The following is a 13,864-nucleotide window of genomic DNA, read 5'->3' on the forward strand; positions in this document are numbered from 1 at the left end:
AGGGCGCGGGCGCACGGCCGCCCGGATCAGGCCCGGGCCCGCTGGGTGACGGCGATGCAGACCAGTACCACCAGCGCGGTGACCAGCGCCGCCACGGGGAGTCCCTCGCCCAGCAGCAGTACCGACCAGCCCAGCGTCAGCAGCGGCTGGGCGAGCTGCAGCTGACTGGCCCTCGGCACCCCGATCTGCGCCATCCCCCGGTACCAGAGCACGAACCCGCCGAACTGCGAGACCGCCGCCGTGTAGGCCAGCCCGGCCACCGCCTTCGCGCCCAGCCGGACCGGCTCGGCGCTCAGCGCGATCCCGGCGGTCAGGACCGTCACCGGCAGCGCCACCACCACCGCCCAGGCGATCACCTGCCAGCCCGGCAGCTCCCGGGAGATCCGCCCGCCCTCCGCGTACCCGGCCGCGCAGACCAGCAGCGCGGCGAACAGGTAGAGGTCGGCGACGGTCGGCCGCCCGTGGCTCTGCAGCAGGGTGAAGGCCAGTACCGCCGCCGCCCCGGCGAGCGCGGCGCACCAGAACCGGCGCGACGGCCGGCCGCCGGTGCGCAGCACCGCGGCCACGGCGGTGGCCAGCGGCAGCACCCCGATGACGACCGCCGAGTGCGCGGTCGAGGAGGTCCGCAGGGCCAGCGTGGTCAGCAGCGGGAAGCCGAGCACGCAGCCCGCCGAGACCACCAGCAGCCCCGGCCAGTGCCGCCGTTCGGGGAGGGGGACGCGGGCGGCCGCCAGGCAGATCGCGGCGAGCAGTCCGGCCAGCGCGCAGCGCAGTCCGGCGGACGTCCAGGGGCCGAAGTCGGCCAGCGTCCAGGTGGTCGCGGGGAAGCTGAAGGAGAAGGAGAGGACCGCGAGCGCGGCGAGGGCCGTACCGGACCGTTCCTGCGGGCCTGCTACTGCCGAATGCCGGATAGCGCTATCTTGTGCCGTCATGAACGAGCGTAGCAGCGTGACCGATCTCGCCGACAGGCTGCGGCGGGAGGTGGAGCGCTACCCGGAGGGCGGGAAGCTGCCGCCCAGCCGGGCCCTGATGGAGCGCTACCAGGTGAGTCCGGTGACGGTGTCGCGGGCGATCGCCGTCCTGGCCGCCGAGGGGCTGGTGCTCTCCCGGCCGGGCGCCGGGGTGTTCCGGGCCGCCGCCTTCCGCGGCTCCGGTTCCCCGGCGGCGGTGGGCGCGATCCGCCCCGGCGACCTCTCCTGGCAGGAGGTGGCGCTCAGCGCCGACGCCGGGCCGCGCGACCTCGGTGCGGGCCCGCTGTTCGCGACCCTCGCGGTGCCCTCGCCCGAGGTGATCGACCTGAACGGCGGATACCCGCACGCCTCGCTCCAGCCGGAGCGCCTGCTGGCCGCCGCGCTGGCGCGAGCCGGGCGGCGGCCGGGCGCCTGGGAGCGGCCGCCGGCGGCGGGGCTGACCGAACTGCGCGCCTGGTTCGCCCGGGACATCGGCGGCAGCGGCGGGCTGCTCGGCGCGGGTGACGTCCTGGTCACCTCCGGCGGCCAGAGCGCGCTGACGGTCGCCATGCGCTCGCTGATCGCCCCGGGCGCGCCCGTCCTGGTGGAGTCGCCGACCTACCCGGGGATCCTCGCGGTCGCCCGGTCCGCGGGGCTGCGGCCGGTCCCCGTCCCGGTGGACGCGGACGGCGTGCGGACCGACCTGCTGGCGGCGGCCTTCGACGCCACCCGGGCGCGGGCCTTCGTCTGCCAGCCGCTGTTCCAGAACCCCACCGGGGCGGTGCTGTCCCCCGCGCGGCGCACCGAGGTGCTGCGGATCGCCCGGGCCGCCGGGGCGTTCGTCATCGAGGACGACTTCGCCCGACGCCTGGTGCACACCGACTCGCCCGCGCTGCCGCGCCCGCTCGCCGCCGACGACCCGGACGGCGTGGTGGTGCACCTGAACTCGCTGACCAAGGCCACCTCGCCCAATCTGCGGGTCGGCGCGCTGACCGCGCGCGGCCCGGCCCTGGAGCGGCTGCGGGCCGCCCAGGTGGTGGACAGCTTCTTCGTCCCCCGGCCGCTCCAGGAGGCGACGCTCGAACTGGTCGCCGACCCGGGCTGGGCCCGCCATCTGCGCACCCTCGGCGCGGAGCTGCGCGACCGGCGGGTGGCCGCGGTGGCCGCGCTCCGCCGGGAGCTGCCCGGTCTGCTCGGCCCCCACCGGACCGGGGGATACCACCTCTGGCTGCGGCTGCCGGACGGCGTCGACGAGGGCGCCCTCACCGCGGCCGCGCTGCGCGCCGGCACCCTGGTCACGCCCGGCCGCCCCTACTACGCCGCCGAGCCCCCGGCCCCGCACCTGCGCCTCAGCTACGCCGCCGTCGACAGCGCCACCCGGATCGCCGAGGGCGTCCACCAGCTGCGCCGCGCCTACGAGGAGGTGGCCGGCTGAGCGGGGCCCGTCGGCGGGCCCGTCACCCCCGGAAGCCCGTCACCCCCGGAAGCCCGTCACCCCCGGTAGCCCGCCATCCGCTCCAGCCGGGCGATCCGCTCCGCCATCGGCGGGTGGGTGGAGAACATCCTGGCGCCCGCCTCGCCCGGCCGGAACGGACTGGCGATCATCATGTGGCTGGCCGTCTGGAGCTGCGGCTCCGGCGGCAGCGGCAGCTGCCGGGTGCCCGCCTCCAGCTTGCGCAGGGCGCTCGCCAGGGCGAGCGGGTCCCCGGTGATCCGGGCGCCGTCGGCGTCGGCCTGGTACTCCCGGGAGCGGCTGACGGCCAGTTGGATCAGCGAGGCCGCCAGCGGCCCCAGGATCATGATCGCGAGCATGCCGAACAGCCCCGGGCCGTCGTCGTCGTCACTGCGGCCGAACGGGATCAGCCAGGCGAAGTTCACCAGGAACATCACCACCGAGGCGAGCGCCCCGGCGACCGAGGAGATCAGGATGTCCCGGTTGTAGACGTGGCTCAGCTCGTGCCCGAGCACGCCCCGCAGCTCCCGCTCGTCCAGCAGCCGCAGGATGCCGTCCGTGCAGCAGACCGCCGCGTTGCGCGGGTTGCGCCCGGTCGCGAAGGCGTTCGGCGCGGGGGTCGGGGAGATGTAGAGCCGCGGCATCGGCTGGCGCGCCGAGGTGGAGAGCTCACGGACGATCCGGTACAGCCGCGGCGCCTCGATCTCGCTCACCGGGCGGGCCCGCATCGCCCGCAGGGCGAGCTTGTCGCTGTTCCAGTAGGCGTAGGCGTTGGTGCCGAGGGCGACCAGCAGGGCGATCACGAAGCCCGTGCGGCCGAAGAAGGAGCCGATCACCAGGATCAGCGCCGAGAGGCCGCCCAGCAGAGCTGCGGTCCTCAGTCCGTTGTGCCGGCGGTGCACGGCAGGCCCTCCAATGGTGCGGTGGGGAAGCCCCTTCTGCCTCGTCCCTCTGCCCCGACAACGGGCGGGGCCGTCGGCCTTGTTCCCTTGTGCGCACCTTGTCGCCCGACCGGGCCCGCCGGGCCGTGGCCCAAGCGGCACCGGACAGGGCCTAGAAGAGCGTGCCGCCCGCGACCTGGAGCACCAGCTGCGGGGCCACCGAGAGCACCACCGCCACCGAGGCGGTCAGCCCGAGGGTGGCCGCCAGCGGGACGGGCAGCCGGTGCTCGGTCGGCCGCTGCGCCGCGTCGGCGGCGTCCGGCGCGAACAGCCGCGCCGTCCAGAGCAGGTAGTAGTACAGCGCGATGACCACGTTGACGGCCATCACCACGGCGAGCCAGCCCAGTCCGGCGTCGACGGCGGCGCGGAACACCACCACCTTGCCGAACAGGCCGATCACGCCCGGCGGCAGCCCGGCCAGGCAGAGCAGGAAGAAGGCCAGCGCCAGGGCCGTCCAGCGGCGGCGCGCGAACAGGCCGCGGAAGTCGTCCACCCTGGTCCCGGCGTGGCGGCCGACCGCGGCGACCACGCCGAAGGCGCCCAGGTTCACCACGCCGTAGATCAGCGCGTACGCGGCGGTCGCACCCAGCGGGTCCGTCCCGGTCGGCGCGTAGCCGGCCGCGGCCAGCGGCACCAGCAGGTAGCCGGCCTGGCCGACCGAGGACCAGGCCAGCAGCCGCACCGCGCTGTACCGGGTGTCGAAGCGCTGGCGCAGCGCACCCACGTTGCCCACCGTCATGGTGACGGCGGCCAGCACCGCCAGCACCAGCCCCCAGGTGTGCGCGTACGGGCGGAAGGCCACGGTGGTGGCCAGCGCCAGACCGGAGAGGCCGGCCGCCTTTCCGACCACCGAGAGGTAGCCGGCCACCGGCAGCGGTGCCCCGGTGTAGGTGTCGGGCACCCAGAAGTGGAACGGGACGGCGGCGACCTTGAAGGCGAAGCCGACCAGGGTGAGCACCGCACCGGCCTCGGCCAGCGGCCTCAGCTGGGCGGGGGCGTGCTCCAGGCCCTCGGCGACCGCGCCCAGGTACAGGCTGCCGCTGGCGGCGTAAACGAAGCCGACGCCGAGCAGCATCACGGCGGTGGCGGTGACGGAGGAGAGGAAGAACTTCAGCGCGGCCTCCGCGCCGCGGCCGTCGCGGCGCAGCGCGACCAGGGCGAAGGCGGGCAGCGAGGCCACCTCCAGCGCGATCACCAGGGTGGCGAGGTCGCGGGAGGCCGGCAGCAGGGCGGCGCCGGCGGCGCTGGAGAGCAGCAGGAACCAGTACTCCCCGCCGGGCAGCCGCTCCTCCTCGACGGTGTGCACCGACAGCAGCGCCGCGATCAGCGCGCCGCCGAGCGCGATCAGCTGGAAGGCCAGCGCGAAATGGTCGGCCACGTAGGAGCAGCCGGTGGTGCCGGTGAGCCCGGTGACGCCCTTCGCGCAGAAGGTGGCCCGTGCCGGGCCCCCGGTGAGCGGGAGGAGGGCGAGCAGTGCGAGGGCGAGCCCGGCCACGGAGAACCAGCCGAGCAGCTTCTTGCGGCGCTCGGGCAGGAAGAGGTCGGTGAGCAGCACCGCCAGGGCGGCCACGGCGGCGATCAGCGGGGGCGCGATCGCCACCCAGTCCACGGACTGGATCAGTGCGCCCGGGTCGGCTACGGCGAGGGAGGTCACAGTGGGCTGCCCCGTGGAGTGGGATCCGAGTGCGGACTGGGCGCCGAACAGGGTGCCGATCATGATCAGCCACCCCCGAGGAGGTGCTTGACGGCGGGGTCGGACAGGCCGAGCAGGAGCGCGGGCCACAGGCCCGCGAGCAGGGTGAGGGCGGCCAGCGGCGTCCAGCTGACGGCCTCGTACGGGCGCAGGTCGGCGAGCTCCGCCACCGGGGCGGGCTGTTTCGGGTCGCCCATGCAGACCCGCTTGACCACGATCAGGAGGTACCCGGCGGTAAGCAGGGTGCCGAGTCCGGCCAGCACCATGTAGGTGACGAACGCGGGGCGGGACAGGCCCGCGGCCGGGTCGAACGCGCCGAACATCGCGAGCAGCTCGCCCCAGAAGCCGGCCAGCCCGGGCAGGCCGAGGCTGGCCACGGCGGCGAAGGCGAGCAGCGCGCCGATCCGCGGCGCCCGTCCGTAGAGGGCACCGCCGGTGGCACCGGCGAGGGTGTCGAGGTCCGCGGTGCCGTAGCGGTCCTTGAGCGCGCCCACGATGAAGAACAGCAGGCCGGTGACGAGTCCGTGGGCGATGTTGGCGAACAGCGCGCCGTTGACCCCCACCGGGGTGAGGGAGGCGATGCCCAGCAGGACGAAGCCCATGTGGCCCACCGAGGAGTAGGCGATCAGGCGCTTGAGGTCGCCCTTGGCGCCGGGGCGGGCCAGCGCCAGACAGGCCAGCGAGCCGTAGACGATGCCGACGGCGGCGAACGCGCCCAGGTAGGGGGCGAGCGTCGCGGTGCCGTCGGGCACGATCGGGAGGAGCACCCGGACCAGGCCGTAGGTGCCCATCTTCAGCAGCACGCCGGCGAGCAGCACCGAGCCGACGGTGGGCGCCGCGGTGTGCGCGTCCGGCAGCCAGCTGTGCAGCGGCCAGGCGGGGGCCTTGACCGCCAGCCCGATCATGATCGCCAGTGCGGCGACCACCTGGGTGGTGTGGCTCAGGCCGCTGCCGTGCGCGGCGGCCAGCGCCTGCATGTCGAAGGTGCCCGCCTTGCTGCCCACCAGCAGGAAGCCGAGCAGCATCACGGCCGAGCCGAGCAGCGTGTACAGGATGAACCGGTTGGCGGCCGGCACCTTCGCCCCGCTCCCCCAGCGGGCGATCAGGAAGTACATCGGGATCAGTACGACCTCGAAGGCCAGGAAGAAGAGCACCAGGTCCAGCACCGCGAAGGTGGCGAGCATGCCGACTTCGAGGAGGAGGAACAGCCCGACGAAGGACCGGGCCGTGGGCACGCCCTCCCCCGAGGGCAGGCGCCGCTCCGAGTAGACCGCGCAGAGGAAGGTGAGCAGCGCGGTCAGGACGATCAGGGGCAGTGAGACGCCGTCCACGCCGAGGTGGAGGCGCACGCCGATGGCCGGGATCCAGGCCACGTCGGTGGTGGCCTGCATCCGGGCGGGCTCGTCGTGGTCGAAGCCGGCCGCGAGGACGACGGTGAGCAGGAGTACCGCACCCGTGACGACGCTGTTCAGCCGCAGGGCCCGCCGGTCGGCGGCGGGTCCGTCGGTGCCGAACACCGGCGCCAGGGTGACGGCGGCGCCGAGCACCGGCAGCACCAGGAGGGCGATGAGGACTGCGTTCATCGGGTGCTCCAAGCTGCTGCTGCGGTCGGGGCGGCGGTCGGCCGGTTCGAGGTGCTGCGGTCGGGCATGCGCTACACCGCCACCAGGACGGCCAGCAGCACGACGCCGGCCAGCAGTGCGCTGAGGTAGGTCTGCGCGTTGCCGGTCTGCGCGAGCCGGACGGCCCGGCCGAGCAGGTTGGCGCCGACCCCGCTGCCGCGCACGTACGTCTCGACGACCTCGCGGTCGAGGAAGCGGACCAGCCGGGCGGCGGCGGCCACCGGGCGGACGAACAGCGCGCTGTAGAGGCGGTCCACGCCGAAGCCGTGCCGGGCCGGACCGAACAGCGGGCCGAGCAGGGCGCGCCCGGGGTCGGCGACGATCACCTCGGCGGCCGGGGCTCCGGCCTGCTCGGGCACCCGGCCCTCGGCCGCCGGGGCGGGCCGGCCGGCGGTGAGCCGTGCGGTGACGGAGCGCCAGGCCGCGTACGCCACCAGGATGCCCGCCACGGCGAGTCCGGTACCGATCACCGCGGTGACGGGCGAGGGCCGTAGCGAGCCGCCGTCCAGCAGGGCGGGCAGCCAGTCCGAGCGCAGGGCGGCCACGCCGAGGCCCATGGTCGGAACGGCCAGCACCCAGAGCGGCCAGCGCATCGCGGGAGGTTCGGCGGTGGCCGGGTCGGCCTCGTCCACCTCGGGCGAGTACGGCGCGTCCGCCTCGGGTCCGGCCGGTACGGCGGCGGCCGCGGTGGCGGCGCGGGCGCCGTCCGGACCGTGGAACGCCACCAGGAACAGCCGGGTCGCGTACGCGGCGGTGAGCAGCGCGGTGAGTCCGGCCGAGATCAGCACGATCCACCCGGCCGCCTCCGGGACGGCGGAGGCGGGGCCGAGTCCGTTGGTCAGCGCCTCGCCGTTGGCGGCGTGCTCGGCGGCGGTCAGCACCGCCTCCTTGCTGAAGAAGCCGACGAACGGCGGGAGGCCGACCAGGGCGGCCAGGGCGATGCCCATCGTCCAGTAGGCGTCCGGGACGCGTCGGCGCAGCCCGGGCATCCGGGACATCGCCGAGATGGAGTTGGTGTGCGCGGCGTGGATCACCACACCGGCGGCCAGGAACAGCAGCGCCTTGAAGACACCGTGGCTGATCAGGTGGAACACCGAGGCCTCGCGGTCGCCGCTGGCCAGCGCGCCGGCCATGTAGCCGAGCTGGCCGACGGTCGAGTACGCGAGCACCCGCTTCAGGTCGTCCTGGGCGAGCGCACAGAGTGCCGATCCGATCATCGTCACGGCGGCCATCACCGCGAGCACGACCAGCGCCGCGCCCGACAGCAGGAAGACCGGCATCAGCCGGGCGACCAGGTAGATGCCGGCCGCGACCATGGTGGCGGCGTGGATCAGCGCGGAGACCGGCGTCGGGCCGGCCATCGCGCCCGGGAGCCAGGTGTGCAGCGGGAACTGCGCGCTCTTGCCGGCCACGCCGCACAGCAGCAGCAGCGCGGTCAGGGTCGGGTGGCCGAGCCGTCCGTCGGCGGCCGCCGCCAGGACGTCCTCGATCCGGAAGCTCCCGGCGTCCGCGCCGAGCAGGAAGAGGCCGAACAGGAACGGCACGTCGCCGAGCTTGGTGACCAGGAAGGCCTTCAGCGAGGCCGAGCGGGCGTCGGCGGTCTCCCAGTGGTGGCCGATCAGGAAGTACGAGCAGATGCCCATGACCTCCCAGCCGACCAGCAGCACGATCAGGTCGCCCGAGTAGACGACCAGGAACATCGCCGCCGTGAACAGCGAGACCAGCGCCGCGTAGGAGGGGTAGCGCGGGTCCTCCTTGAGGTACGCGGTCGAGTAGACCTGCACACAGGTGGCGACCAGGCCGACCAGGACGGAGATCAGCGAGCTGAACCCGTCCAGGTGGATCGCGAGCGCGAGGTCGGGGCCGCCGGTCGGGGTGAGCCGGGTGGCGGCGTCCAGCGCCTGGCCGCTGCCCAGTTGGATCGCGACGACCAGCGCGAGCACGGCCGAGACGGCGACCGGCACGATCGCCAGCGGCCGGGCCAGGCCGGGGGCCCGCCGGCCGACGGCCAGGGTGGCGGCGGCGCCGAGCGCGGGCAGGGCGGGGACGAGGACGGGCAGGGCGAGGTTCATGCGACGGCCTGGCCCTTCAGTCCGCTCTCGGCCTCCGCTGCCTCGGGCGCGTCCTCGGACGGGTCCCCGAGTGCGGTGGCCCTGTCGATGTCCGCGGTGCCCCGCGCCCGGAAGAGCAGCAGGACGATGGCGAGCCCGAGGCCGATCTCGGCGGCGGCGATGGTGATGGTGAACAGGGTGAGCGCCTGGCCGGCGTGCAGCGAGTCGCGCAGCCAGGCGTCGAAGGCGACGAGGTTGAGGTTGACGGCGTTGAGCATCAGCTCGACGGACATCAGCACCAGGACGACGTTGCGCCGGGCGAGCACGCCGTACACGCCGGTGCTGAACAGCAGCGCGGCGAGGACGACGGGATAGGCGAGGTGCATCGGCGGTCAGCCCTCCTGAGGCGGAGTCGTCGAAGCCGGGGCGGCGGCGTCGGCAGCCGGAGCGGGCGGCGCGGACGGCTCCGAGACGGGCGCCGTCGCGGCGACGGTCCCGTTCGAGCCCACCGGCCGACCGGCCCGCAGCCTCCCGGCCCGGGGCGCCGGCACCCGCCGCCGGGCGCCGCGCGACAGCACGATCGCCCCGACCAGCGCGGCCAGCAGCAGTACGGAGAGCGCCTCGAAGGGCAGCACCCACGTCCGGAACAGGCTGGCACCCGTCGCCGCGGCCGAGCCGCCGCCCCCGCCCAGGTCGATCCAGGAGGTCCGGAAGGCGTCCACGACCAGCGTCACCAGCGTCCCGGCCGAGGCCAGCGCGACCACCAGGGCCACCCAGCGGTTGCCCGAGTCGGCGTCCGGCGAGCGGCCGATCGGCGCCTTGGTGAGCATCAGGCCGAACAGCACCAGGACGACCACCGAGCCGAGGTAGATCAGTACCTGCACCCAGGCGATGAACTCGGCCGTGAGCAGCAGGAACTCCACCGCCAGCCCGCCGAGGGCGACCACCAGCCAGAGCGCGGCGTGCACCAGCTGCCTGGTGGTGACGGCGACCAGGGCCGAGCCGAGCACGGCGATGCCGACCAGCAGGAAGACGATCTCCACCCCGGTCGGGGAGAGGAAGGAACGGGCGGCCGGGTCCAGCGGGCCGGTCGCGGCGAGCAGGGCGACGGCGCTCACTGCCCCTCACCCCCCTCGTCCGAGACGGCGGCGGCAGCGGCAGCGGCAGCGGCGGCGGCAGCAGCCAGCTTGTCCGCCGCCTTGCGTGCGGTGGCGATCTCCTTGGGCTCCTCGGCCGCCGGGTCCAGCGCCGGCGGCGCCGGGACGGTCCACATCCACTCGCGGAGCCTGTCCCGCTCGTGGGTCAGCTCCAGGATGTCCGTCTCGGCGTACTCGAACTCCGGCGACCAGAACAGCGCGTCGAACGGGCAGACCTCGATGCAGATCCCGCAGTACATGCAGAGCGAGAAGTCGATCGCGAAGCGGTCCAGCACGTTGCGGGTGCGGGCCCGGGCGTTGGGGTCGGCGGCCGGCAGCGTCTCCTTGTGGGAGTCGATGTAGATGCACCAGTCCGGGCACTCACGGGCGCAGAGCATGCAGACCGTGCAGTTCTCCTCCAGCAGCGCGATCACGCCGCGCGAACGCGGCGGCAGCACCGGCTGGACGTCGGGGTACTGCGCGGTGATGCTCTTCTTCGTCATCGTCCGCAGGGTGACGGCCAGGCCCTTGGCCAGGCCGGAGCCGGGGAAGCTCATGAGATCGCCACCTTGATGATGCCGGTGAGGGCGAGCTGGACGAGGGCGAGCGGGATCAGCACGGTCCACGCGAAGCGCATCAGCTGGTCCTCCCGCAGCCGCGGGTAGGTGACCCGCAGCCAGATCACCACGAAGGCCAGCGCGAAGGTCTTCAGGATCGTCCAGAGCCAGCCGAGCTCGTCCGGCAGCGGGCCGTGCCAGCCGCCCAGGAAGAGCACCGCGGTCAGCCCGGAGACCACCAGGATGCCCACGTACTCGGAGAGCAGGAACAGCGCGAAGCGCAGACCGGTGTACTCGGTGTACGCGCCGAAGATGATCTCCGAGTCGGCGATCGGCATGTCGAACGGCGGGCGCTGCAGCTCGGCCAGACCAGCCGTGAAGAACACGAACGCGCCGATGATCTGCCACGGGATCCAGTACCACTGCCAGGCGTCCACGATCGCGGGCAGCGACAGCGTCCCGGCCGCCATGGCGACGGAGGCGGCCGCGAGCACCATCGGCAGCTCGTAGGACATCAGCTGGGCGGCCGTCCGCAGGCCGCCGAGCAGCGAGAACTTGTTCGCCGAGGCCCAGCCGGCCATCAGCTTGCCGATCACCCCGACGCCCATCACGGCCAGGACGAAGAACAGTCCGGCGTCCACGGCCTGGCCGACGAAGCCGTCCGGGCCGACCGGGATGGCCAGCAGCACGAACAGGTACGGCAGCAGCGAGACGGCGGGGGCCAGCTGGAAGATCCGGCGGTCCGCCCCGGCCGGGACGATGTCCTCCTTCTGCGCGAACTTCACACCGTCGGCGACCAGCTGCGCCCACCCGTGGAAGCCGCCGGCGTACATCGGGCCGAGCCGGCCCTGCATGTGCGCCATCACCTTGTGCTCGGTCTGGCCGATGATCAGGGGGAAGGTGAGGAAGACGACGAGCGTGGCGACGCAGCGGAGCAACGTGTCGAGCAGGTTCACGCACTGTCTCCGTCCTGGTCGGGGGCCTGATCGGCAGGGGCTTCGGCAGGGGCCTCGGCGGGGGCATCGGCACCGGGGGCCGGCTCGTCGGCCTTCTCCGGCTCCTTGGCCGTCGAAGGCTCCGCGGGCTTCGCGGGCCCGGCCGGCTCGTGCGCCGGCGACGGCGTGTGCCAGGGCGCGTCCGAGGACTGCGTCCGGGCCGGTACCGCCCGCTCGGGCTTCACCGGGGCACCCTCGGCGGGCGCCACGGCCGCGGCCTCCGCGGCGGCGTCATCGGCGGCGGGAGCCGGCTGGCTCGCCGAGCCCTCCGACACCGACCTGGTCCGCCGCGGCCGGTCGGCGCGCAGCGGCGCCCCGCCCTCGGCGGCGGCGCCCCCGGAGGCCTGGGCCGCACCCTCGGCCGCCTGGCTCACCGAGCCCGCGTCGACGGACCGCGTCCGCCGGGGCCGGTCCGCCCGCACCGCGACAGCACCCTCGGCCGCACCTGCTCCGGCCGCAGCCCCGGCCGCCCGCGGCGTACGCGCCGCTCCGGCCGCCCGCGCACCACGCGCCGGCCGCTCGGCGACCGGCGGCAGGGTGCCCTTGAGCGGGCCCCACTCGTTCGGGTCCGGCACACCGGCCGGCTGCATCTTGCGCCGCGCCGGGCCGTCGCCGTGGTCGGACTCGCCCGGCTCCTTGGCCCCCGGCCAGGCCTTGGCGACCCGGGCCGCGAGCACGAACTCCTTGCGCAGCGGGTACCCCTCGAAGCCGTCCGGCAGCAGCAGGGTGGCCAGGTGGGGGTGCCCGGGGAAGTCGATGCCGAACATCTCGTGCGTCTCGCGCTCGTGCCAGGCGGCACCGGCGTACACCGCCACGGCGGTCGGCAGGGCGGCGCCGTCCCGGGGCACCCTGGTGCGCAGCACCAGGTGGCGGACGCCGTGCACCTGCGGGGCGGCCAGGTGCGCGACCACCGAGAAGCCCTCGGCCAGCTCGTCGACGGCGCTCAGCCAGTCGAAGAAGCTCAGACCGAGCGTGTCCCGGGCGGCGGTCAGCGCCTCGATCCAGTGCTCGGCGGGCACGTCGACGGTGATCAGCCCGTATGCCTCGGCGCCGGTGGCCCACTCGCCGACCGACGCCGCGTACTGCTCGGCGCTGCTCATGAGGCTCGCCCTTCCACGGCCGGGCCCGCATCCTGGCCCGCGGCGCCGCCGGAGGCCGGCCCCGCGACCAGCGGACGGCGCAGCGCGGCGGCGGGCGCGGCGTACCGCTGGGGCAGCGACTCGGCGGCGATCTTCTCCTGGAGCTTGAGGATGCCCTGGAGCAGCGCCTCGGGCCGCGGCGGGCAGCCGGGCACGTAGACGTCCACCGGGATGATCTGGTCGACGCCCTTGGTGACGGAGTAGGAGTCCCAGTAGGGCCCGCCGGAGTTGGAGCAGGCGCCGAAGGAGATGACGTACTTCGGCTCGGGCATCTGCTCGTAGAGGCGCTTCACGGCGGGCGCCATCTTGTCGGTCACCGTCCCCGAGACGATCATCAGGTCGGCCTGTCGGGGGCCCGGCGCGAACGGGATGACACCCATCCGGATGAAGTCGTGCTTGGCCATGGACGCGGCGATGAACTCGATCGCACAGCAGGCCAGACCGAAGTTGAAGCACCAGAGGCTGTAGCGGCGGCCCCAGTTCAGGACGACCTTGACCGGGTCCGGCGCGAGCCGGGCGAGCGGGCCGAGGGCGGGCCGCTCCATCGCGGCACCGGGGCGCGCCGGGTCCGGGAGGCCCAGCGGGACGGGTCCACCGGAGGCGCCCTGCGCGTGCGGGTGGTTGTGCGTCACGTCCATTCCAGAACGCCCTTCTTCCAGGCGTAGAGCAGCCCGACCGCGAGGAAGCCGATGAAGACGAACATCTCGATCAGCGTCCCGGCGCCGTATCCGGCGGTGGCGAAGACGGTCGCCCACGGGAACAGGTAGATCGCGTCGACCGCGAAGATCACGTACAGGAAGGCGTAGACGTAGTAGCGGATCTGGGTGTGCGCCCAGTCCTCCCCCACCGGGTCCACGCCGCACTCGTAGGCGAGGAGCTTCTCCGGCGAGTACACCACCGGCCGCAGCAGCCGGTTGGCGGTGAACGCCACGGCGACGAAGAGCACGCCGACGACGGCGAGCAGGCCCATCGCGGCATACGCGTCGAAGTAGCCGCTGCCGGCCGCCGGGTCGGCAGCCGCGTGCTGCGCCTCCATGCCCCTCGCCTCCACATCGGCCGTGAAAACCGCTTTGAGGGCAGTTCTACGACGTTTCTTTACACGGTCATAACCATCGCCAATGCGTGAGTCTAAGTGCACGGCTCGGCTGCCCCCACCCCCCGCCCGGTCCGCAAGACGGCCCGTGGACAACCGGTGGACACCCGGGCGCCGGTCGGCGGCCTTCCGGGCGGCACCCGGTGGGGGCCGCCCGGGTGGGGATAACCCCCGCCCGGGAAGACGTATCACCCCCATGGCACCGGCCGGGGCCCACCAGGGAAGCTTGGATCA

13 protein-coding genes are annotated in these 13,864 nt (G+C 74.2%); 1 reads left to right on the forward strand and 12 read right to left on the reverse strand.

Going from position 1 to position 13,864, the window contains the following annotated elements; genetic code table 11:
* Positions 1-26: 26 nt before the first annotated feature.
* Positions 27-932 carry a DMT family transporter gene (locus ACIGZJ_RS11215; protein WP_396456942.1) on the reverse strand — a complete coding sequence of 302 codons (906 nt, stop codon included), beginning with the start codon at positions 930-932 and terminating at the stop codon, positions 27-29.
* Between ACIGZJ_RS11215 and ACIGZJ_RS11220 the strand changes: the two genes are divergently transcribed.
* The gene (locus ACIGZJ_RS11220) at positions 931-2,385 is read left to right on the forward strand and encodes a PLP-dependent aminotransferase family protein (RefSeq protein ID WP_396456943.1); all 1,455 of its coding nucleotides are present in this window, start codon (positions 931-933) and stop codon (positions 2,383-2,385) included. The two genes, ACIGZJ_RS11215 and ACIGZJ_RS11220, sit on opposite strands and share 2 nt — an antisense overlap.
* 56 nt (positions 2,386-2,441) lie before the next feature.
* On the opposite strand, the gene htpX is transcribed toward ACIGZJ_RS11220, so the two are convergent.
* From htpX to ndhC, 11 genes are all read right to left on the reverse strand, one after another.
* Positions 2,442-3,305 carry a zinc metalloprotease HtpX gene (gene htpX / locus ACIGZJ_RS11225; protein ID WP_396456944.1) on the reverse strand — a complete coding sequence of 288 codons (864 nt, stop codon included), beginning with the start codon at positions 3,303-3,305 and terminating at the stop codon, positions 2,442-2,444.
* Between the two features lie 151 nt (positions 3,306-3,456).
* Complete coding sequence (locus ACIGZJ_RS11230; protein WP_396456945.1) at positions 3,457-5,061, reverse strand: NADH-quinone oxidoreductase subunit N; 1,605 nt, start codon at positions 5,059-5,061, stop codon at positions 3,457-3,459.
* Between the two features lie 2 nt (positions 5,062-5,063).
* Entirely contained in the window at positions 5,064-6,620 is a 1,557-nt protein-coding gene (locus ACIGZJ_RS11235; protein ID WP_396456946.1) for a NuoM family protein, read from the reverse strand.
* A gap of 71 nt (positions 6,621-6,691) precedes the next feature.
* On the reverse strand, positions 6,692-8,731 hold the full coding sequence (locus tag ACIGZJ_RS11240) for an NADH-quinone oxidoreductase subunit L (RefSeq protein ID WP_396456947.1): 2,040 nt from the start codon (positions 8,729-8,731) through the stop codon (positions 6,692-6,694).
* Positions 8,728-9,096, reverse strand: coding sequence for an NADH-quinone oxidoreductase subunit NuoK (gene nuoK, locus ACIGZJ_RS11245; RefSeq protein ID WP_396456948.1), 369 nt, complete (start codon positions 9,094-9,096; stop codon positions 8,728-8,730). The genes ACIGZJ_RS11240 and nuoK overlap by 4 nt, the downstream gene beginning before the upstream one ends.
* A 6-nt stretch (positions 9,097-9,102) precedes the next feature.
* Positions 9,103-9,828, reverse strand: coding sequence for an NADH-quinone oxidoreductase subunit J (locus ACIGZJ_RS11250; protein WP_396456949.1), 726 nt, complete (start codon positions 9,826-9,828; stop codon positions 9,103-9,105).
* On the reverse strand, positions 9,825-10,403 hold the full coding sequence (locus tag ACIGZJ_RS11255; RefSeq protein WP_396456950.1) for a NuoI/complex I 23 kDa subunit family protein: 579 nt from the start codon (positions 10,401-10,403) through the stop codon (positions 9,825-9,827). Before ACIGZJ_RS11255 ends, ACIGZJ_RS11250 begins: the two co-directional genes overlap by 4 nt.
* On the reverse strand, positions 10,400-11,353 hold the full coding sequence (gene nuoH, locus ACIGZJ_RS11260) for an NADH-quinone oxidoreductase subunit NuoH (RefSeq protein WP_392937640.1): 954 nt from the start codon (positions 11,351-11,353) through the stop codon (positions 10,400-10,402). Before nuoH ends, ACIGZJ_RS11255 begins: the two co-directional genes overlap by 4 nt.
* Positions 11,354-11,355: 2 nt before the next feature.
* The gene (locus ACIGZJ_RS11265) at positions 11,356-12,498 is read right to left on the reverse strand and encodes an NADH-quinone oxidoreductase subunit C (RefSeq protein ID WP_396456951.1); all 1,143 of its coding nucleotides are present in this window, start codon (positions 12,496-12,498) and stop codon (positions 11,356-11,358) included.
* Positions 12,495-13,175 (reverse strand): NADH-quinone oxidoreductase subunit B, encoded by a 681-nt coding sequence (locus tag ACIGZJ_RS11270; RefSeq protein WP_396456952.1) that lies wholly within the window; start codon positions 13,173-13,175, stop codon positions 12,495-12,497. Before ACIGZJ_RS11270 ends, ACIGZJ_RS11265 begins: the two co-directional genes overlap by 4 nt.
* Positions 13,166-13,573: an NADH-quinone oxidoreductase subunit A gene (gene ndhC, locus ACIGZJ_RS11275; RefSeq protein ID WP_387948997.1), complete on the reverse strand. Its 408-nt coding sequence runs from the start codon at positions 13,571-13,573 to the stop codon at positions 13,166-13,168. Before ndhC ends, ACIGZJ_RS11270 begins: the two co-directional genes overlap by 10 nt.
* Positions 13,574-13,864: the final 291 nt, after the last annotated feature.

Source organism: Kitasatospora sp. NPDC052868 (assembly GCF_044547105.1).
In the GTDB taxonomy this organism is placed as follows: domain Bacteria; phylum Actinomycetota; class Actinomycetes; order Streptomycetales; family Streptomycetaceae; genus Kitasatospora.